Here is a 19,239-nt window from a genome sequence, read left to right as displayed (position 1 = left end):
GAATCGGGACGCTCGGGTCCGAGAAGAGGAGGAGAGACTGTGCAGACCTGGTGACATCCCGCGCGGCTGCCCGTGATCGACCTCTCGCACGGCTGACGGATCCGCCATGAACAAGGCAAACTGGCCTGGTTGTCAGGTAGGCCTGAGGGGGCTGTCGATGGGCGGTGGACCGAGAGTGCCGGAGGTCGGCGGGCCGAGAGTGCCGGAGCAAAGGACCGCTGTGGACGCCGAGACCGCGAAGCCGGCCACCGAGGACCCGGCCGAGCTGCGCTTCAGCGTGCTCGGGCCCGTGCGGGCCTGGCGCGGCGCCGAACCCCTCGCCACCGGTTCGCCCCAGCAACGCGCCCTGCTCGCCGCCCTGTTGCTCCGCGAGGGCCGTACCGCCACCGCGAGCGAGCTGATCGACGCACTGTGGGGCGACGAGCCGCCGTCCCAGGCGCTGGCCGCCGTGCGGACGTACGCCTCCCGGCTGCGCAAGGTGCTCTCCCCCGGCGTCCTGGTCAGCGAGTCCGGTGGTTACGCGGTCCGCGCGCTGCCCCCCGGCGCACTGGACCTCGCCGTCGCCCAGGAACTGGCGACCGACGCGGAGAAGGCCAAGAACTCCGGGGACCTGTGCCACGCCCGCCGTCTGCTGAACGAGGCGCTCGGGCTGTGGGACGGCGAGGTCCTGGCGAACGTTCCGGGCCCGTACGCGGAGACCCAGCGGGCCCGGCTCGACGAATGGCGGCTCCAACTGGTCGAGTCCCGCCTGGACATGGACCTGGAGCAGGGCTGCCACGCGGAGGCGGTCTCCGAGCTGACCGCCCTCACCGCCGCGCACCCGTTGCGGGAGCGACTGCGCGAACTGCTGATGCTGGCGCTGTACCGCAGCGGACGCCAGGCGGAGGCCCTCGCTGTGTACGCGGACACCCGCCGTCTGCTCGCGGACGAACTCGGCGTGGACCCACGCCCCGGCCTGCGGGAGTTGCAGCAGCGCATCCTGCGAGCGGACCCCGGCCTCGCGGCCCCCTCCGCGACACCGGTCCCCGAGCCCGCCGCGACCCCGGTCCGCCCCGCCCAACTCCCCGCCACGGTCCCGGACTTCACCGGACGTGCCGGTCTCGTCGACGACCTGAGCGCGGTCCTGGCGGCGGCCTCCGGCGCCCAGGGCCAGGTGATGGCCGTGTCCGCGCTGGCCGGCATCGGCGGCGTCGGCAAGACGACCCTCGCGGTGCACGTGGCCCACCAGGCCAGATCGGCCTTCCCGGACGGCCAGTTGTACGTCGACCTCCAGGGCGCAGGCGCCCGCCCCGCCGAGCCCGAGACGGTCCTCGGCTCCTTCCTGCGCGCCCTCGGCACGGCCGACTCGGCGATTCCCGACTCCCTGGCGGAGCGGGCCGCGCTGTACCGGTCGGTCCTCGACGGCCGCCGGGTGCTGGTCCTGCTCGACAACGCGCGCGACGCCGCGCAGGTACGGCCCCTGCTGCCGGGGACGGCCGGCTGCGCGACCCTCGTGACGGCGCGGGTGCGTATGGTGGACCTGGCCGGCGCCCATCTCGTCGACCTGGACGTGATGTCCCCCGACGAGGCACTGCGGCTCTTCACGAAGATCGTCGGCGAGGAGCGCGTCGCGGCGGAGCGCACCGCCGCCCTCGACGTCGTCGCGGCCTGCGGCTTCCTCCCGCTCGCCATCCGCATCGCCGCGTCCCGGCTGGCGGCGCGCAGAACCTGGACCGTCTCCGTGCTCGCCGCGAAACTCGCCGACGAGCGCCGCCGCCTGGACGAACTCCAGGCCGGGGACCTCGCGGTGAAGGCCACCTTCGAGCTGGGCTACGGCCAGTTGGAGCCCGCCCAGGCCCGCGCGTTCCGGCTCCTCGGCCTCGCCGACGGCCCGGACATCTCGCTGGCGGCCGCGGCCGCCGTACTGGACCTGCCGCCGGAGGAGACCGAGGACCTTCTGGAGGTCCTCGTCGACACCTCCCTCCTGGAATCCGCCGCGCCCGGCCGCTACCGCTTCCACGATCTCGTGCGGCTCTACGCGCGTGCATGCGCGGAACGGGACGAACAGCCGCCGGGAGTGGGGGCACCTCCCACGCCTTTCGGGCAGTGGGGGAGGGAGTCGGCGATGTCGCGGCTGCTGGACTTCTATCTCGCCACGGCCTCCCAGGTCTACGCGATCGAACGCCCCGGCGACCGCCTCGTGGACCACCTGGAGCCCACCGTCTACCCGGGCCTGCGCTTCACCGAGGGGTCCGCCGCGCTGGACTGGCTGTACACCGAGGCGTCCTGCCTCCTGGCCTGCGTGCGCCAGTCCGCCGGCACGGACCGGCTGCGCCGCGCGGTCGACCTGCTGTGGGCCGCCAAGGACCTCACCGAGTCGGGCGCCAACTCCCACCAGTACGAGACGACGGCGCGCGCGATGTGCGACGCCGCGCGGACGGCGGGGGACGCGCGGGCGGAGGGACGGGCGCGGATGATGCTGACCAACGTGCTGCTGGTGTCCGGGCGCATCCAGCAGGCCGAGGAGCAGGCCGGGCTCGCCATGGGACTGGCTGCCTCGGCCCGGGACGACCGGGCGATCAGCTGGGTGTCGAACGACCGGGGGATCATCTCCCTGCACCAGGGCCGGTACGCGGACGGGAAGACGTTTCTGGAACAGGCCATCGAGGGCTACCGCACGGCGGGCAACCGCCCCGGTGTCGCGCTCAGCCTGTGCAACCTCTCCCGCGCCCACCTGGGCATGGGCAACATCACCAAGGCGGTCGAGATCGCCGAGCAGGGTCTCGCGGCCCAGCTGGAGATCGGCCGGACGATGCGCCTGGCCAACGGCCACTTCACCCTGGGGATCGCGCTGACCCGGGCGGGGCGGCACGCCGAGGCTCTCAACCAGTTCTCCGACGCCCTCGGCATCTTCATCGACCACCGGCAGCGGCTCTGGGAGGGCGTGACCAACTTCCGCATCGCCGAGGCCCATCTGGCCGCGCTGCGCCCCGCACAGGCGGCCCGGCACGCCGAACAGGCCCTCGCCCTGGGAGTCATCGGCGGTGACCGCATGCGCGGCAACGTACTGACCCTTCTGGGCCGCGCGCTCTTCACCCTGGGTCAGGCCGACCGTGCCAAGGCCTGCTGGCACGACGCGCTGGAGCTGTACGAACAGACCGGCGGCGCGATCGAGGCGGACGAGGTCCGCACGCTCCTCGCGACCCCCCGGGCGGCGTGAGCGGCGCGGGCCGACGTGGGCGTTCAGCATTCGTTTATCGCGGTCCGGCACTGTCGTACCCGTCACACCGTCGCGTCGGGGGGCAGGCGGTCTGACCTGGGGCTCAACCGCTAAGGTGCGGCTCCGAACGGCCCGTCCGGCAGCCCTCGGGGGAGCTACCGGACGGGCCTTGCTGACTCGCCATCACAGCGGAGGAACCACGACATGAGCGACAAGAAGACGGCCCCGGAGGCCACGCCCCAGGACAACGCGATGCCCACGCCGCCGGCCAAGGGCAAGACCGGCACCACGCCCCAGGACAACGCCATGCCCACGCCGCCGGCGGAGAACGAGGGCATCACCACGCTCGACAACGCGATGCCCGGCGGTCCCGCCAAGGCCGGGGACATCCGCACGCTGGACAACGCGATGCCCGCCCCGCCCGCCCTCGACCTCGACGGCGGCAAGTAGGTACACCGGACTTCCGTATCCACGGGGATCGGCCGCGGTGGCGCGGAGGGGGAGCCACCGCGGCCGAGGTGTGTCCGGGGCCGGCCCTGAAGCGTGTTGCAGAAGGTTGTGTCCGGGCAGGTCAGAGCTGCTCTGGGAGCGCCGTCAGCCCACCTTCCCCCGCAACTCCCCCTTCACCACCTTCCCGCTCGCGTTACGCGGCAGCTCCCTCACGAAGTCCACCGTTCTCGGCACCTTGTAGTTGGCCATCTCCCGGCGGGACCAGGCGATGAGGTCGTCGGCGGTCACCAGGGAGCCCGGGCGGCGGACGACGAACGCCTTGCCGACCTCGCCGAGGCGGGCGTCGGGGACGCCGACGACCGCCACGTCCGCGACGTCCGGGTGGAGGCCGAGGAGTTGCTCGATCTCGGCGGGATACGCGTTGAAGCCGCCGACGATGAACATGTCCTTGACCCGGTCGGTGATCCGGAGGTTGCCGTCCTCGTCCAGGACGCCGATGTCACCGGTGCGCAGCCAGCCGTCGGCGGTGACCGTGCGTGCGGTCTCGGCGGGATCCTCGAAGTAGCCGCGCATGACGTTGAAGCCGCGCACGAGGACCTCTCCGGGGGAACCGGGCGGCAGCGGGGAGCCCAGCGGATCGACGACGCGCACCTCCGCCCCCGGGACAGCCCGCCCGGACGTCGACGCGATCACCGACGGTTCGTCGCCGCGCCGGCACATCGTGACGATGCCGGACGCCTCGGACAGGCCGTACGCCGTCAGCACGGTGTCCACGCACAGTTCGGTCCGCAGCCGTTCGACGAGCCGGAGGGGCACCACCGCCGCGCCCGTCACCACCAGACGCAGGGCGCTCAGGTCGTAGTCGTCGCGGGCGGGGTGGTCCAGCAGGGACTGGTGGAGGGTCGGCGGGCCGGGCAGCACCGAGACCCGCTCGGCGGCCACGTTGGCCATCGCCGTCTCCACGTTGAAGACCGGCTGGGGGATCATCGTGGCGCCCCGCATGAGGCAGGCGATCACCCCGGCCTTGTAGCCGAAGGTGTGGAAGAACGGGTTCACGATGAGATAGCGGTCGCCCTCCCGGAGCCCGGCCAGTTCGCTCCACACCTCGTACGCCCGCAGGGTCTGCGCGTGGGTGATCACCGCGCCCTTGGGGCGGCCGGTCGTCCCGGACGTGAAGATGATGTCGGAGGGGGACTCCCCCGTCAGGCCGCCCGACCGGGCCCGTACCTCCGCCGCGCTCACCCCGTCACCGCCGGCGAGGAAGTCCTTCCAGGTACGGAAGTCGGCGGGGGCGTCGTCCGAGAGCACCACCACCTGTTCCAGGTGCGGGAGTCCGGGCAGCGGGCCCGGCCGCTCGCACGCGCTCCCGGCGCCCGGCGCCCGCAGCCGCCCCCCGTCCGCGCCCGCCGCGCGCCGGAGCGAGGCCACGTACGAGGTGCCGAGGAACGTGCCGGTGACGAACAGCAGCTTCGCCCGGCTGCGCGCCAGCACGTCCGCCGCCTCGCCGCCCTTGAAGCGGGTGTTCAGCGGGACGAGGACCGCGCCCGCCGAGACCGCGCCGAGCGCGGAGACGATCCAGTCCAGGGAGTTCGGCGCCCAGAGGGCGACCCGGTCGCCGACGCGCACGCCGTTCGCGACGCACGCGGCCGCCGCGCGCTCCACCCGGGCGCCCAGCTCCGCGTACGACACCCGCGTACGCCCGTCGACGACGGCCTCGACCCCGGCGAACCGCCGGGCCGCCGCGCGGACCAGCCCCGGGACGGTCCCCCATTCCAGATCACCGCGCCGTGCCCCACCGCGCCGTGCCTCCATGTCACCGCTCACCGCAGGCCTCCGTACCGCGAACCGGTAGCTGACTACCCGTCAGATTAGCTGTACCCTGACGGACTGTCAGCAGCCCGGATCCCCAGTGCCAGAGCCTGTGCGGAGGTGTGCGCCCATGGCCGTGCTCAAGGACGCGACGGCGATCGTCGGCATCGGCCAGACCCCCTTCGCCAAACAACTCCCTGCAACAGAAAGGGCGTTGGCGTGCCGAGCGATCCTCGCCGCGCTCGACGACGCGGGGATCGCCCCGGACGAGGTCGACGCGCTCGCCTCGTACACCATGGAGGAGACTGACGAGGTCGAGGTGGCGAAGGCGCTGGGCCTCGGCGACCTCACCTTCTTCAGCAAGGTCGGCTACGGCGGCGGCGGTTCGTGCGCCACGGTCGCGCACCTCGCCGCCGCGATCGCCACCGGCCAGGCCACGGTCGGCGTCGCCTGGCGCTCCCGCAAACGCGGCTCCGGCCCCCGCCCGTGGAAGAACACCACGGTCCAACTGCCCACCCCGGCCCAGTGGACCCGTCCCTACGGCCTGCTCCGCCCCGCCGACGAGATAGCCATGCTGGCCCGCCGCCACATGCACGAGTACGGCACCACGCGCGACCACCTCTTCAACGTCGCCCTCGCCTGCCGCAACCGCGCCAACCAGAACCCCGCCGCGATCATGTACGAGCGCCCGCTGACGCGCGAGATGTACATGAACTCCCGCTGGATCAGCGAACCCCTGTGCCTCTTCGACAACTGCCTGGAGACGGACGGCGCGCTGGCCTGCGTGGTGGTCTCCGCCGAGCGCGCCCGCGACTGCCGCCGCACCCCCGTCTACGTCCACTCCGCCGCCCAGGGCCTGCCCGCCCAGCACCACGGCATGGTCAACTACTGGAACGACGACCCGCTGACCGGCCCCGCCTGGACCGCCGCCCGGCACCTCTGGAAGCACGCGGACCTCACCCCGGACGACATCGACGTCGCCCAGATCTACGACGCGTTCACCGCCCTGATCCCCCTGTCGCTGGAGGGGTACGGCTTCTGCGCGCGCGGCGAGGGCGGCGCGTTCACCGAGGGCGGCGCCCTGGAGACGGGCGGCCGGCTGCCCGTCAACACCTCCGGGGGCGGACTCAGCGAGGCCTATGTGCACGGCTTCAACCTGATCACCGAGGGCGTACGGCAGCTGCGCGGCACGAGCACCGCCCAGGTCCCGGAAGCGGCGGCCTGTCTGGTGACGGCGGGCGAGGGGGTACCGACCTCGGCGCTCCTGCTCCGCAACTGAACAAGCCATGGGACGACGGGAGTTGTGATGCTCACACCAGTGGTGGACGACGACGGCGCCCCTTTCTGGGAGTACGCCGCACGGGGCGAACTACGCGTGCAGGCCTGCGCCGACTGCGGCGAGTTCCGCTTCCCACCCCGCCCCTGCTGCCCGCACTGCCGCTCCTTCGCGGCCGAGTGGCGCCGGGTCTCGGGCCGGGGCCGCATCTGGTCGTACGTCCGCCCGCACCCGCCGCTGCTCCCCGACTACGCGGAGCAGGCCCCGTACCACGTCGTCCTGGTCGAACTGGCCGACGCCCCGCGCATCCGTCTCGTCGGCAACCTGGTGAGCGGGCCGGGAGCCCGCCTGGACTCGGTACCGGCGGAACGGATCCGGATCGGGGCCAGAGTGCAGGTGGTGTTCACCTCCACCGGCCTCCCCCAATGGGTACTGGAGCGGCCGTGACCCTGCGCACGACGACGGACAAGGCCACGGGCGTGGCCCTCGTGACCCTGGACCGCCCGGACCGGCTGAACGCGATCGACCTGCCGATGGCAGAGCAGCTGGCCCTGTTCTGGCGGGAGTTGAGGCTCGACGACACGGTACGGGCGGTCGTGGTGACCGGCGCGGGCGAACGCGCCTTCTGCACGGGCCTCGACCGGGACGCGGCGAGCGCCGTCCCGCAGCCGAGCTCCCCCTACGCGATCGATGACCCCCTCCTCAGGATCGGCCCGAAGTCCAACGGCTGCTGGAAACCCCTGATCGCCGCCGTCAACGGCATGGCCTGCGGCGGAGCCTTCTACCTGCTCGGCGAGTCGGACTTCCTGGTCGCCGACCCCTCCGCCACCTTCTTCGACCCCCATACCACCTACGGCATGGTCAGCGCCTTCGAGTCCATCCTCATGGCCCAGCGGATGCCCTTCGCCGAGGCGGCACGCATGGCACTGATGGGCACCGCCGAGCGAATGTCCGCGCGCCGGGCGTACGAGATGGGGCTGGTCTCGGAGCTGACGGAACCCGGCGGGGCGGCCACGGCGGCCGTACGGTGCGCCGAGGTGATCGCCGGATACCCCCCGGAGGCAGTCCAGGGCACCGTCCGCGCCTGCTGGGCCGCCCAGGAAGCGGCCAGGGCGCACGCTCTCGCGTACGCCCCGCACCTGGTGTCGCTGGGCAACCTGTCGCCGGACCGGCAGGCCGAGTTGTTCACGAGCCGCCGGTCGAGTGGCGAGGCCCGCGTCAGGTAGGAGCGTCCGTCAGTTGCTCGTCCACAGGGCCCGGGAGTCGACCTCGCATTCCTTCACCGAGGCGACTACACCGGCATCTACGTTCACCTCGGCCTCGGCCGTGCCGTTCGCGGGCACGGTGACCTTCTGGGTGACCGAGTCGACCGAGGTGTCCTTTCCGTCGTTGAAGGTCACCTCGACCAGGAAGTCCGCCTCGTACGCGTTCGGGTTCGTGACCTCGACGGTCGCGTACGGCGTCTTCACGGTCGCACAGCTGATCAGCTTGGCGGTGCCGTCCTCGGGGAAGTCCTGGGGCTCGGCGGTATCGCTGTCGTCGTACGAGTCGTCATAGCTGTCGTCGTACGAGTCGTCGTAGTCGTCATCGCTCTTGCCCAGGCCCGACGTACTGCCGCCGGACGAGGAGGACGAGCTGTCGTGGTCCTGGGAGGAGCTGCTGCAGCCGCCTCCGCTGCCGCCGTCGCTGCTGCCGCCGCTGGAGCTCGTGCCGCCACTGCTTCGGGTCGAGAATCCGGTCAGCGTGAGCACGACGATCACCGTCATCGCCGCGAACTTCAGTCCGCGCGCCCGTGTTTGCTCGTGCATGAGCGGCACCCTCACTCAGCCGTACGCGACAGGTTGGTCAACTTGCAGGTGCCGCCACTGGCCGCGAAGGCGCTGCCGTCCACCGAGCCCTCGATCACCTTGACGTTGAGGACGTCGGATTCCCCGGCGGGCACGGACCGGATGGCGCCGCCCTCGGTCGTAGCGACGTGCTTGCCGTCGGCGTCCGTGAACTTGACCTCGAACTTGTAGGTGTACGTGCTGGTCGCGCTGCTGTTGGTGGCGCGTACGCGGGCGGCGAGGCCGTTGTCGTACTCGCAGGTCTCGATCTTCAGATCGCGCGCGGCCCCCTTGGAGCTGGACGACCCGCCCGTCCCCGTGGTGGTGCTCCCGCCCGTGGTGCTCGTCCCGCCGCTGTCACTGCCGCCCCCACTGGAGCTGGACGAACTGGACGACGAGGAGCCACCGGAGCAGCCTGCTCCGCCGGAGCCGCGCGCTCCCGTGAGCGCGAACACGGCGATACCGAAGACCGCTATTGCCCGGACATGACGAGACTGCACGTAGCTCAACCCCCGTTGAGTAGCGTCGATTTGATGTCACACCTGCAAACAGGACCCACGTCCCCTGGCAGGCGCACGTCACCCTAACAGCACAGGGAGCCCTCCTACGGCCCGAGCGGACCCTCCTTGACGCCGGCCAGGAAGGCCCTCCAGCTGTCGGGCGCGACGTGGAGGAGGGGGCCGTGCAGGAGGACTGGGCGGTCGGCGGGGAACTCGCCGATGACATCGCGACCGTGGTGACCGAGCCGGTCAGCAGTGCCGTGCGGCACTGTCGGGTGACGCTCGCCGAGATCGAGGTCGTCGTGTCGATTTGGGGCTGTGGGCTGCTGGTCGAGGTGTCCGACCCCGACCGGAGCAGGCTTCCGGTCCCGCGCCTGGCGTGCGACGGCGGGCGCGGGCTCTTGCTCGTCGGCGCCCTCTCCGGGCGGTGGAGGCACGACGTGCGGCCGTACAGCAAGTGCGTCTGGGCGTACTTCCTCGTGCCCGAGGAGTCGCGGTGCCCGAGCTGAGTCCCCATCGGGCCCGGTGGCGGCGCTGGGCGGCGCAGGCCGCGCGGAGTTGGGCGGCGCGGGGGCGGCCGTTGCCGCTGCTCGCGCGGGAGGCGTGTTGGGAGCGTCCGCTCACGCGGGCCGAGCGGCCGCAAGCCCCGGAAGGGGACGCGACGCGGGACATCGTACGGTCGTACGTGGCGGCCTACTTGGGCGATGAGCGGGCGGGGGGTGTGAGCGAGAGGGCGGAGGAGCTGGTCATGGGCGCGTTCCAACGGTGGCTCGACCCCGTCGCCGGCTGCGTGGACGTGTGCCACGACAGGGCACGCCGCTGCTACGACGCGGAACGACTGGGCGACCGGTACCGCGAGGCCAAGAGAGCGGCGAGCGGGGCGCGGCGGAGCACACCGCCTCCGTAACCCTCCTTCTCCGTAACCCTCCACCCTCCTTCGCGGCATCTGCCGTGTCCGAGGCGGCGGCTCGGTTTCGGGCTTCCGAAAATCTGCACAGCGAATCCATGGGCGGATCACGCCGCGCGACGCGTCCACGCAAGGGCATGCCGAATGTCGCCGTGGTTGGTGTGATTGGTGGGGTTGGTGTGAAGTGTCCTGCTCGGGAATGCCGGTGACAGTGTTCGGTCGCGTCCGATACCGCGCCGCACCGCGCCACACATGGAGAAGGTGTCCTCAAATCGTGTGCGCGCAGGCACAGATGCGTCGCCTTCTCGTTCGACTTACTGGATGCGTAGTCCGGTTGACTGGCTGCCCGGCGTGCTCCGTGCTTTGATCCTGCGGCCGAGGCCCGCTAGTCCCCAGCGGTGCCACCCCCTTATGGATCATCCATGCGAAGGGAAGTTTCCTCATGAACTCCGCTCCCCTGTTCGAGACCGTTGAGATCTCCGACGCCGTGCTCGACAACGTCTCCGGTGGCCTGGACCCGCACGCCAGCCTCGTCGTCGGCCCCACGGCTGTCAGCGACGCGACTCTCATCAGCCAGGTCGAGGGCGTCAAGAACGAGGTCCTGGGCACCCTCGGCCAGTACAACCACGCCAGCGTCAGCATCTCTCTCTGACGCGGCAGCGTCTGACCCACGGCGTCCGCACCACGGCGCCGCGCCCCTGAAGGAGCTTCGCTCCTTCAGGGGCTTCGCCGTTACCGGGGCCCGGGGCCGGGGCCCGGGGCCGCCGTCAGCTCGTCCGGGCCGTCCCCGTCCCCTTCTCCGCGTCCAGGGCGTACACGCACCGGTCCTTGCTGCAGGCGTAGACGACGCCGTCCTTGACGACCGGTGATCCGGTGATCTCCCCGCCCGTGGCGAGCTTCCACCGCAGCCGGCCGTCGTCGGCCTTCAGGGTGTAGAGGAGGTGGTCGGTGGAGCCGAAGTGGATGCGGCCCTCCGCCACCGACGGGGCGCCGACGATCTCGCCGCCCGCCTGGAAGCGCCACTTGGGCGTTCCCGTGACCGCGTCCAGGGTGTAGAGGCCCTTGCCGCTGCCGACGTGGACGTGCCCGGCGGCCACCAGCACGGGCTCCAGCGAGGAGCGGGACTCCGTCGCGATGCGCCAGCGGTCACGGCCGTCGGTCGCGTCGAGGGCGTAGACCGTGCCGAGGTAGTCGGCGAGGTAGACACCGCCGCCCGTCACGGCGGGACCCGGCGCGAACGTGGGGGCGGACAGGAACACCGCCGGGGCCTCGAAGTGCCAGCGGACATGGCCGCCGGCGATGTCGACGGCGAGGACACGGCTGCCGGCGGCGATGTAGACGTAGCCGTCGGAGGCCGGGGTCAGCCGCACCGGGACGCCGCCGCAGGAGGCCGCGTCGCCGATCGGGTAGGACCAGCGCTCCTCGCCCGTACGGGCCTCCAGCGCGCGCAGCCGGGCGTCCTTCCAGACGTACACCGTGCCGTCCTGGACGACCGGCCCGGCCTCCGGGGTCTCGAAGTCGGTCTGCGCGCCGGTGAGCTCCCACAGCTTCTGGCCGTTGGACGCCTCCCAGGCCTGGACGCCGCCGCCACGGGTGGCGGTGACCACCGTGCCCCGGTCGGCCTTCAGCGAGTACACCCAGGCTTCCGTGGACAGCCGCCACAGGTCGGCGCCCTCGCGGGCGTCGAGCGCGAAGAGGGTCGGGCCGTCGGAGGCGTGGATACGTCCGTCCGCGACCGCCATCGACCAGGCGACGTCCCGGGTCTTGAAGCGGCGCCGCCCGGTGCCCACGTCCAGGGCGTGCACCTCGAAGGAGGTGACGTAGACGAGGTCGTCGGCGACGGACGGGGTACCCCACACGTCGTTCGACATGCGGAAACGCCAGGGGCGCCAACCGGAGGCGGCCGGTTCCGGGGCGGGCGGGGCCACGGCGGGCGCGGGGTCGGCGCCGTTCACTCCGGCGCGCGGCCGGGACCAGGACGCGGCGAGACCGGCCTCGGGAGGGGGCGCCTTCACGGCGGCGGCGCGGGCGTCGGCGACACGCGGACCGGGCCCGATGGGCACCTGACCGCCGGCGAGCCGCACCGGCCCGGTGTCGGGGGCGCCGAGCCCGACGGGCGCGGGGTCGTACGCGGGCGGGGGCGGCGCTGCGGGCGCGGGGCGGGCCCCGCCGCCGCCGCGGCCGCCGGAGGTCTGCTGGGGCTTGGCGGCGGGCCGTCCGCCCCGGCGGGTCTCGATCAGGCTGACCGCTTTCTCGGGCAGCCACGCCGACGCCGTGCCGCTGTCGTCCGAGCCGGAGCCGAAGAGGTGGGGCGCGAGCTGCGCCTGGAGGTCGGCGGGGTTGGGGCGCGCGGTCGGGTCCATCTGCATACAGGACTCGATGAGGGGGCGCAGATCGTCCGGGAGCCCGGAGAGGTCCGGACCCTCCCGCAGCAGCATGAACACGGTCTCGACGGGGTTGGCGCCGTGGAACGGCGCGTGCCCGGTGGCGGCGAAGACGAGCATCGAGCCGAGCGAGAAGACGTCGCTGGCGCCGGTCACGCTCCGCGAGTCCTTCGCCTGCTCGGGCGACATGTACGCCGGCGTACCGACGGCGACGTTCGTCATCGTCAGACGCGTGTTCGACACCCCGGAGGCGATGCCGAAGTCGATCACGCGCGGCCCGTCCTCGACGACGAGCACGTTCGAGGGCTTCAGGTCACGGTGGACGAGTCCGGCGCCGTGGATGGACTGGAGGGCTTCGGCCACACCCGCGGCGAACCAGCGGACGGCCTGGACCGGCATGGGCCCGCAGTCGTTCACTATCTCCTCGAGCGAGGGCGCGGGGACGTACGCGGTCGCCAGCCACGGCACGGCCGCACGCGGGTCGGCGTCGACCACGGCGGCCGTGTAGAAACCGGACACCGCGCGGGCCGCCTCGACCTCACGCGTGAATCGGACCCGGAAGAGCTGGTCCTCCGCGAGCTCGGTCCGCACGGTCTTGATCGCCACGCGCCGGCCCGACGCCGAGCGCGCCAGATAGACCAGCCCCATGCCGCCGGCCCCCAGCCGTCCCAGCACTTCGAACGGCCCGATCCGCCGCGGATCGTGCTGCGTCAGCTGATCCACCACTTGCCCTGCCACCTCCCCGTACGGACCGCGTCACCCACGTTGTGCGCGCGACCCCGTGCAGCGTCTCACCACCGCACCGCCATGGCGGCACGCACCCCGATTCTTCCTGCTACCGGGGGCAGGTTGCTAACCCGGGTGCGGATCGGGGTGTCTCAGGACAAAACCACGTCGTCCGCCCCTCGGGAAGTGGGAGCCCGGATGGTGGGACTGCTCGGCGGGCGACGTACCACCGGCGCACAACCCCGTACCTCTGCCCACCCGCGGGCTTCTTCACTCCCCCCACGGCCACAGGGGCGCAAACCGGCCGCAACATTTTCCGCAACGCGCAACTCAGCGGTCTTCCCGCTGGTCAGCCCTCGCCCTCCGGGCCGTTCGCCGCGCGATCCCGCGCCGACCGCGTCTCGTCCTCGCGCTGGTCGTCCCCCCGCTGCCGCAGTTCGTCCGGGCGCTGTTCGGCCTGATCCGCCGCCTGCGGGGCCACCCGCCGGCCGTTGTCGTCCTTCCGCTGGAGCAGCGCGAACGACGCCCCTTGATTGTCCGTGACGACCGCCACATTTCCGTACGAGGTGTCGAACGGCGGCACCTGCACCCGGCCCCCGAGCCTGCTGACGGTCCCGAGCGCGGCCTCGCAGTCCTCCGTGCCGAAATGGACCAGGAAATGCGGTGGCATCTCCGCCGGGAAGACGTCCGTGAGCGTGGCGCGGCCGAAGTCGGGGGTGGCGTCCGGGCCGAAGAGGGCCTCGTGGAACAGATGGGCGTAGAAGGAGTTGGCCGCCTTGGTGTCGCGGGTGTAGAGCTCGGCCCACGCGAACGTGCCGGGCTCGTGGCGCCGGCCGAAGCCGGGGTGCGCGGCAGCCTGCCAGAGGCCGAAGACCGCGCTCTCCGGGTCCGTGGCGAGCGCGGCGGTGCCGAGGCCGCCGACCGGGGTGGGCGGGGTGATCACCTGACCGCCGGCCGCGACGATCCGGGCGGTGAGAGCGAGCGCGTCCGGGGTCGCGAAGTGGACCGTCCACACGGTGGGGAGGCGGCCGTCGGGTTTGGGCGCGAGGGCGGCGACGGGGGCGCCCTCGACGTGCGCCCACACCTCGTGCGCGCCGTCCCCGGGGGCCACCGCGAAGGTCCACCCGAAGAGTTCGCCGTAGAACCGCTTGCCCGCTTCCACATCGGGCAACTGGGCGTCCACCCAGCAGGGGACGCCCTCGGGATACGGGGTCTCATCGGCCATAGGGCCAAGCTAAAGGCGCACGTGACAGCGCGCGCGCCGGGCGCGTCCGCTCGCGTGCGGTGGCCTCCGGCTGGGGCGCCTGGGAACTCGGGGGTACGGGTGCGCTGGCGGCCGCGGGTGCGAAGGGGCGCAGCCCCGCTTTTCAGGGGCGCGGGGAACTGCGCGAGCAACCCCCACCGGACGGACGCTTGGGGTCAAAGGGCGCAGCCCCTTGAGGATGGGACGGGTAGGGGCGGCGGGGGCGAAAGAAAATGGCCAAGCCACCCCCTCCCCACCCCCCGAACCCCTTGGTGAGGCCCACACTCCCCATTTGCACTCGGCCGAATCGCGCTCCGATCACCCCTCGGTAAGCTGACGGCATGACAGGACAAGTGCGTACCGTCGACGGCCGCGTGGCCGGCCGACGAGGGCAGGCGACCCGGCAGAAGCTGCTCGACTGCCTCAGCGAGATGCTCAGCTCGTCGCCCTACCGGGACGTCAAAGTCATTGATGTCGCCCGGAAGGCGGGCACTTCACCCGCGACCTTCTACCAGTACTTCCCGGACGTCGAGGGCGCCGTCCTGGAGATCGCCGAGCAAATGGCCTCCGAGGGCGCCACGTTGACCCGCCTCCTCGAAGGCCGCTCCTGGGTCGGCAAGGCCGGCTGGCAGACCGCCCAGGAACTCGTCGACGGATTCCTGGAGTTCTGGCGCAAGAACGACGCCATCCTCCGCGTCGTCGACCTGGGCGCAGCCGAGGGCGACAAGCGCTTCTACAAGATCCGCATGAAGATCCTGAACTCGGTCACCAACTCCCTCTCGGACACGGTCGCCGAGCTCCAGGCCAAGGGCCGCGTCGACAAGGACGTGAACCCGGCGGCCCTCGCCGGTTCCCTCGTCGCCATGCTCGCCTCGGTCTCCGGACACCAGAAGGGCTTCCAGACCTGGGGCGTGAAGCAGGCCGAACTGAAGCCCAACCTGGCCCTGTTGGTCCACCTGGGCATCACCGGCAAGAAGCCCACCAAGTAGCCAGGAGCCCCCGGGCACGCCCCCGGACGCGATTCCTGTCACGCAGACGGCACCCTCACCCGAGGAGTGCCGCCTGCCGCGTTCACGGGACCGACCCCTCAGTGCTCGGCCGCCCTCAGCGGCGCACGATCCGGAACACCCGTATCTCCCGGTCCACCCGGGCCTGATACGTCGAGTACGGCGGCCAGAACCGCAGCAGCTCCTTCCACACCGCGGCCCGTTCCTCACCCGCCAGCAGATGCGCGGTGACGGGTATGTCCTGCCCTTTCCAGTTGATCTCGGCGTCGGGGTGGGCCAGCAGGTTGGCGCTCCAGGCGGGGTGGCCGGGGCGACCGAAGTTCGACCCCACGAGGACCCAACTGCCGCCCCCGTCCTCGGGCATACAGGCCAGCGGCGTACGACGCGGCGCCCCGCTGCGCGCACCGGTCGCGGTCAGCACGACCCCGGGCAGCAACTGAGCACTGAGCAGCACCCGTCCCCGGGTGACCCGGTGCACCGCCCGGTCCAGGGCGGGTATGACGTGCGGCGCGAGCCGGGCGAACGCGGGTGCCGAGGACACCTTCTGCACCAGCCGTACGCCCATGTCCTTGATCCCCGCGGCCATCCCCGCCGCACCTCTCGAAGCCATCAGCCCCGCACCTCCTCGCGTACGCCCCGTCCGTCGAGCTCCCGCCCGCCGGGGCCCCGTTCACCGACACCTTGGCCGTCACGTTCCCTGCCTCCACGTTCCCTGCCCTCACGGTCCCGGCCGTCACCGTCAGAGCTGCTGCGGCCACGGCGGTCCCGGTGCCGCTCCTCGTGCCCCCGCCCCTCGCCCGCGAAAACGCCCGCCACGTCGGCCGCCCACCTCCGCAGCCGGTGCACCGGCCCGAAGAGCAGTTCGTCCCCGGCCGCCCGCTTGAAGTACAGCTGTGCCTCGTGCTCCCAGGTGAACCCGATCCCGCCGTGCAGCTGGATCCCCTCCCCGGCGGCCACCCGCAAGGCCTCCAGGGCCTGGGCGAGCGCCAGCCCACCGACCCGCTCGCCACCCCCCTCATCGCCCCGACCCCCCGCTCCGGACGAGGCCGAGGCAGCCCAGGCCGCGTAGTAGGCCGCAGACCGGGCCGCCCGCACCCGTACGTACACCTCCGCGAGCCGGTGCTTCACCGCCTGGAACGACCCGATCGGCCGTCCGAACTGCTCCCGCTGCATCACATGGGCGACCGTCCGCTCCAACACCCGGTCGGCGGCGCCCACGGCCTCCGCTGCGAGCACGGCGGCCGCCGCGTCCCCGATCCGAGCCAGGGCGCCCGGCACGTCCGCCTCGTCGTCGTTACCCAGCAACTCGCCCGGCACATCGCGCAGTTGGAGCCGAGCCACCGGTCGCGTCTCGTCGACGGAGGTCTGCCGCACGCGCACGACCCCGGCGTCGCCCCCCACACCGTCCCCGCCCTTCCCTCTCCCCACCCGTACCGCGAACAGCAGCGTCCGCGAGCGGGCGTACCCACCGGCGTGCGCGGCGACGACCAGCAGTCCGGCGCTGTGCCCGTCGAGGACCTGCCCGGCCTCCCCGTAGAGCCGCCACCCGTCCCCGTCCCGGCGCGCCTGGACGCCACCGGCCCGACCGCCGCCGGACCACGTGCCCCTGTTGTCCCCGGTCAGCGCCAGTGCGGTGGAGAGGGCGCCGCCCGCTACCACGAGGGCGCCGGTGAGCCGGCCGGAGGCGAGCAGGGGGAGCAGCTCGGCACGCTGCCGCTCGCTGCCGAGGGCCAGGACCACAGGGGCGACGAGAACCGAGGTGGACAGCAAGGGGGAGGGGGCCAGCGATCTCCCCACCTCCTCTCCCACCAGGGCGAGTTCGGTCATCGAGCACCCGATACCGCCGTACGGCTCGGGAAGTGCGAGCCCTGGTAGCCCGAGCTGGTCGGAGAGGGCGGCCCACAGCGCGCCGTCGTGCCCCGCCTCCGTCCGCACGGCGGCCCGGACCTCCTCCGGACCACAGCGCTTGAGCAGCAACTCCCTTACCGTGCGCCGGATCTCCTCCTGCTCGGCGGTGAAGCGGGCATCCATGGACGGCCCCCTTTCCGTTCCCCCAGCTACGCTCTCCGTATCTGACGGTCCGTCATATTAGGCCGGAAGCCCACCGAAGCACAGGGTCACCGCACGGAGTCATCGGACACAGTCAGCGCACGGAGTCACCACCCGAAGTCACCGCACAGGTCCCGCAGGTTCACTGAACCCAGATCTGATGTACCGTCAGATTCATGAGCCGACGAAACGTCGCGATCGCCGGCGTCGCCCTGTCCGACTGCGGCCGGGTGGACGACGCGACCCCGTACGCGCTCCACGCGCAGGCGGCCCGCCGGGCCCTCGCCGACGCGGGGCTGGACCGCACCGCGATCGACGGCCTGGCCTCGGCCGGCCTGGGGACGCTGGCCCCGGTGGAGGTGGCGGAGTATCTGGGCCTACGGCCCACCTGGGTGGACTCCACGTCCGTCGGGGGCTCGACCTGGGAGGTGATGGCGGCGCACGCGGCGGACGCGATCGCCGCCGGGCACGCGAACGTCGTCCTCCTCGTCTACGGCTCCACGGCCCGCGCGGACATCAAGGCCGGGCGCCGGACCGGCACCCTCTCCTTCGGGACGCGCGGCCCCCTCCAGTACGAGGCCCCCTACGGGCACACCCTGATCGCCAAGTACGCCATGGCCGCGCGCCGCCACATGCACGAGTACGGCACGACCCTGGAACAGCTGGCCTCGGTGGCCGTACAGGCCCGGGCGAACGCGGCGGCGAACCCCGAGGCGATGTTCCGCACCCCGATCACGGTCGACGACGTGCTGTCGTCCGCCCCGATCGCCGACCCCTTCACCAAGCTGCACTGCTGCATCCGCTCCGACGGGGGCGCGGCGGTCGTGCTGGCGGCCGAGGAGTACGTACGGGACTGCCGGCCGACCACACCCGTCTGGATCCTCGGCACCGGCGAGTACACCTCCCACACGACGATGTCCGAGTGGCCCGACTTCACCGTCTCCCCGGCGGCGGTCAGCGGACGCCTGGCCTTCGAACGCGCCGGAGTGCGCCCCGCCGAGATCGACTTCGCCGAGATCTACGACGCCTTCACGTACATGACCCTCGTGACCCTGGAGGACCTCGGGTTCTGCGCCAAAGGAGAGGGCGGGGCGTTCGTGGAGAAGGACCGCCTGACGCTGACCGGCGCCCTCCCCGTCAACACCGACGGCGGCGGTCTCTCCGCTCAACACCCCGGTATGCGCGGCCTCTTCCTCCTGGTGGAGGCCGTACGCCAACTACGCGGCGAGGCGGGATCCCACCAGATCCGCACCCCCACCGGCGCCCTGCCCGGCCTGGCCGTCGCCTCGGGCACGGGTGGCTGGTTCTGTTCGTCGGGGACGGTGGTGCTGGGACGGGGGTGAGCGGCCGGGAACAGGCGCCGGAGCCGGAGTGCTGTAGTGACTCGGCAGCGAGAACGCCCCAGGCATCCCGGAGGAAGTGACATGGCACTGTCCCGCAAGGAGCGCGAGGAGTTTCTGGCCGAGGCCCACGTGGCCGCGTTGGCGGTGGACGCGGGGGACGGACGGGCCCCGCTCACGGTGCCTATCTGGTACCAGTACGAGCCCGGCGGCGACATCTGGGTCATGACCGGCCGGGACTCCCGCAAGAACCGGCTGATCCAGGCCGCCGGACGCTTCACCCTGATGATCGACCGGCTGGAGCCCACCATTCGCTACGTCTCCGTCGAGGGCCCCGTCACCGACACGACCCCCGCCACCCTCGACGCCCTCCGGGAGATCACCGCCCGCTACCTCCCGCCCGAGAAGGTCGACGGCTACGTGGACTTCTCCTCCGCCAACCACGGCGACCAGGTCGTCATCCACATGCGACCCGAGCGGTGGGTCTCGTCCGACCTGGGCACGGTGTGAGACCGTCCCACCC

18 protein-coding genes are annotated in these 19,239 nt (G+C 72.2%); 11 read left to right on the top strand and 7 right to left on the bottom strand.

Going from position 1 to position 19,239, the window contains the following annotated elements:
- The first annotated feature begins 157 nt into the window (after positions 1 to 157).
- Positions 158 to 3,199 (top strand): BTAD domain-containing putative transcriptional regulator, encoded by a 3,042-nt coding sequence (locus P8T65_RS26335; RefSeq protein WP_316727709.1) that lies wholly within the window; start codon positions 158 to 160, stop codon positions 3,197 to 3,199.
- Between the two features lie 204 nt (positions 3,200 to 3,403).
- A complete protein-coding gene (locus P8T65_RS26330; protein WP_316727708.1) occupies positions 3,404 to 3,649 on the top strand; it encodes a hypothetical protein in 246 nt (81 codons plus the stop codon).
- Between the two features lie 144 nt (positions 3,650 to 3,793).
- On the opposite strand, the gene P8T65_RS26325 is transcribed toward P8T65_RS26330, so the two are convergent.
- Positions 3,794 to 5,461 carry a fatty acid--CoA ligase family protein gene (locus P8T65_RS26325; RefSeq protein WP_316731728.1) on the bottom strand — a complete coding sequence of 556 codons (1,668 nt, stop codon included), beginning with the start codon at positions 5,459 to 5,461 and terminating at the stop codon, positions 3,794 to 3,796.
- Positions 5,462 to 5,588: 127 nt separating this feature from the next.
- On the opposite strand from P8T65_RS26325, the gene P8T65_RS26320 reads away from it, so the two are divergent.
- The 3 genes from P8T65_RS26320 to P8T65_RS26310 are packed head-to-tail and all read left to right on the top strand — an operon-like array spanning position 5,589 to position 7,960.
- The gene (locus P8T65_RS26320) at positions 5,589 to 6,737 is read left to right on the top strand and encodes a lipid-transfer protein (RefSeq protein ID WP_316727707.1); all 1,149 of its coding nucleotides are present in this window, start codon (positions 5,589 to 5,591) and stop codon (positions 6,735 to 6,737) included.
- Positions 6,738 to 6,764: 27 nt separating this feature from the next.
- Positions 6,765 to 7,181: an OB-fold domain-containing protein gene (locus P8T65_RS26315; protein WP_316727706.1), complete on the top strand. Its 417-nt coding sequence runs from the start codon at positions 6,765 to 6,767 to the stop codon at positions 7,179 to 7,181.
- On the top strand, positions 7,178 to 7,960 hold the full coding sequence (locus tag P8T65_RS26310) for an enoyl-CoA hydratase/isomerase family protein (RefSeq protein ID WP_316727705.1): 783 nt from the start codon (positions 7,178 to 7,180) through the stop codon (positions 7,958 to 7,960). Before P8T65_RS26315 ends, P8T65_RS26310 begins: the two co-directional genes overlap by 4 nt.
- A gap of 9 nt (positions 7,961 to 7,969) precedes the next feature.
- Here the strand turns inward: P8T65_RS26310 and P8T65_RS26305 are convergent, their stop codons facing one another.
- Both P8T65_RS26305 and P8T65_RS26300 read right to left on the bottom strand, forming a co-directional pair.
- Positions 7,970 to 8,542, bottom strand: a complete 573-nt coding sequence (locus P8T65_RS26305) for a hypothetical protein (protein ID WP_316727704.1) — start codon at positions 8,540 to 8,542, stop codon at positions 7,970 to 7,972.
- A gap of 11 nt (positions 8,543 to 8,553) precedes the next feature.
- On the bottom strand, positions 8,554 to 9,069 hold the full coding sequence (locus P8T65_RS26300) for a hypothetical protein (protein WP_399100260.1): 516 nt from the start codon (positions 9,067 to 9,069) through the stop codon (positions 8,554 to 8,556).
- A 173-nt stretch (positions 9,070 to 9,242) separates the two neighbouring features.
- On the opposite strand from P8T65_RS26300, the gene P8T65_RS26295 reads away from it, so the two are divergent.
- The 3 genes from P8T65_RS26295 to P8T65_RS26285 all read left to right on the top strand — a co-directional run bounded on the left by P8T65_RS26295 (position 9,243) and on the right by P8T65_RS26285 (position 10,619).
- Positions 9,243 to 9,569 (top strand): ATP-binding protein, encoded by a 327-nt coding sequence (locus P8T65_RS26295; RefSeq protein ID WP_316727703.1) that lies wholly within the window; start codon positions 9,243 to 9,245, stop codon positions 9,567 to 9,569.
- Positions 9,557 to 9,967, top strand: coding sequence for a hypothetical protein (locus P8T65_RS26290; RefSeq protein ID WP_316727702.1), 411 nt, complete (start codon positions 9,557 to 9,559; stop codon positions 9,965 to 9,967). Before P8T65_RS26295 ends, P8T65_RS26290 begins: the two co-directional genes overlap by 13 nt.
- Before the next feature lie 442 nt (positions 9,968 to 10,409).
- On the top strand, positions 10,410 to 10,619 hold the full coding sequence (locus P8T65_RS26285; protein WP_316727701.1) for a hypothetical protein: 210 nt from the start codon (positions 10,410 to 10,412) through the stop codon (positions 10,617 to 10,619).
- Between the two features lie 115 nt (positions 10,620 to 10,734).
- Here the strand turns inward: P8T65_RS26285 and P8T65_RS26280 are convergent, their stop codons facing one another.
- Together P8T65_RS26280 and P8T65_RS26275 are read right to left on the bottom strand one after the other, a co-directional pair.
- On the bottom strand, positions 10,735 to 13,077 hold the full coding sequence (locus P8T65_RS26280; protein ID WP_316727700.1) for a PQQ-binding-like beta-propeller repeat protein: 2,343 nt from the start codon (positions 13,075 to 13,077) through the stop codon (positions 10,735 to 10,737).
- A 349-nt stretch (positions 13,078 to 13,426) separates the two neighbouring features.
- Positions 13,427 to 14,302, bottom strand: a complete 876-nt coding sequence (locus tag P8T65_RS26275) for a VOC family protein (protein WP_316727699.1) — start codon at positions 14,300 to 14,302, stop codon at positions 13,427 to 13,429.
- A gap of 359 nt (positions 14,303 to 14,661) precedes the next feature.
- Between P8T65_RS26275 and P8T65_RS26270 the strand changes: the two genes are divergently transcribed.
- Positions 14,662 to 15,309: a TetR family transcriptional regulator gene (locus P8T65_RS26270; RefSeq protein WP_316727698.1), complete on the top strand. Its 648-nt coding sequence runs from the start codon at positions 14,662 to 14,664 to the stop codon at positions 15,307 to 15,309.
- A 115-nt stretch (positions 15,310 to 15,424) separates the two neighbouring features.
- On the opposite strand, the gene P8T65_RS26265 is transcribed toward P8T65_RS26270, so the two are convergent.
- A complete protein-coding gene (locus tag P8T65_RS26265) occupies positions 15,425 to 15,913 on the bottom strand; it encodes a nitroreductase/quinone reductase family protein (RefSeq protein WP_316731726.1) in 489 nt (162 codons plus the stop codon).
- A 23-nt stretch (positions 15,914 to 15,936) separates the two neighbouring features.
- A complete protein-coding gene (locus tag P8T65_RS26260; RefSeq protein WP_316727697.1) occupies positions 15,937 to 17,358 on the bottom strand; it encodes an acyl-CoA dehydrogenase family protein in 1,422 nt (473 codons plus the stop codon).
- A 194-nt stretch (positions 17,359 to 17,552) separates the two neighbouring features.
- Between P8T65_RS26260 and P8T65_RS26255 the strand changes: the two genes are divergently transcribed.
- Entirely contained in the window at positions 17,553 to 18,719 is a 1,167-nt protein-coding gene (locus tag P8T65_RS26255) for a thiolase C-terminal domain-containing protein (RefSeq protein ID WP_316727696.1), read from the top strand.
- Positions 18,720 to 18,800: 81 nt separating this feature from the next.
- Positions 18,801 to 19,226, top strand: a complete 426-nt coding sequence (locus P8T65_RS26250) for a pyridoxamine 5'-phosphate oxidase family protein (protein ID WP_316727695.1) — start codon at positions 18,801 to 18,803, stop codon at positions 19,224 to 19,226.
- The last annotated feature ends 13 nt before the right edge of the window (positions 19,227 to 19,239 follow it).

The organism is Streptomyces sp. 11x1, assembly GCF_032598905.1.
In the GTDB taxonomy this organism is placed as follows: domain Bacteria; phylum Actinomycetota; class Actinomycetes; order Streptomycetales; family Streptomycetaceae; genus Streptomyces.
The sequence above is the reverse complement of the archived record's forward strand: the minus strand, read 5'-3'. Positions and strand labels throughout refer to the sequence as shown.

What these genes read in the sequence shown, in the direction of transcription:
- P8T65_RS26270 (WP_316727698.1), top strand. Translation starts at nt 14,662, where the DNA reads ATGACAGGACAAGTGCGTACCGTCGACGGCCGCGTGGCCGGCCGACGA.
- P8T65_RS26305 (WP_316727704.1), bottom strand. Translation starts at nt 8,542, where the DNA reads ATGCACGAGCAAACACGGGCGCGCGGACTGAAGTTCGCGGCGATGACG.
- P8T65_RS26275 (WP_316727699.1), bottom strand. Translation starts at nt 14,302, where the DNA reads ATGGCCGATGAGACCCCGTATCCCGAGGGCGTCCCCTGCTGGGTGGAC.
- P8T65_RS26265 (WP_316731726.1), bottom strand. Translation starts at nt 15,913, where the DNA reads ATGGCCGCGGGGATCAAGGACATGGGCGTACGGCTGGTGCAGAAGGTG.
- P8T65_RS26250 (WP_316727695.1), top strand. Translation starts at nt 18,801, where the DNA reads ATGGCACTGTCCCGCAAGGAGCGCGAGGAGTTTCTGGCCGAGGCCCAC.
- P8T65_RS26260 (WP_316727697.1), bottom strand. Translation starts at nt 17,358, where the DNA reads ATGGATGCCCGCTTCACCGCCGAGCAGGAGGAGATCCGGCGCACGGTA.
- P8T65_RS26320 (WP_316727707.1), top strand. Translation starts at nt 5,589, where the DNA reads ATGGCCGTGCTCAAGGACGCGACGGCGATCGTCGGCATCGGCCAGACC.
- P8T65_RS26330 (WP_316727708.1), top strand. Translation starts at nt 3,404, where the DNA reads ATGAGCGACAAGAAGACGGCCCCGGAGGCCACGCCCCAGGACAACGCG.
- P8T65_RS26335 (WP_316727709.1), top strand. Translation starts at nt 158, where the DNA reads ATGGGCGGTGGACCGAGAGTGCCGGAGGTCGGCGGGCCGAGAGTGCCG.
- P8T65_RS26285 (WP_316727701.1), top strand. Translation starts at nt 10,410, where the DNA reads ATGAACTCCGCTCCCCTGTTCGAGACCGTTGAGATCTCCGACGCCGTG.
- P8T65_RS26315 (WP_316727706.1), top strand. Translation starts at nt 6,765, where the DNA reads ATGCTCACACCAGTGGTGGACGACGACGGCGCCCCTTTCTGGGAGTAC.
- P8T65_RS26255 (WP_316727696.1), top strand. Translation starts at nt 17,553, where the DNA reads ATGAGCCGACGAAACGTCGCGATCGCCGGCGTCGCCCTGTCCGACTGC.
- P8T65_RS26325 (WP_316731728.1), bottom strand. Translation starts at nt 5,461, where the DNA reads ATGGAGGCACGGCGCGGTGGGGCACGGCGCGGTGATCTGGAATGGGGG.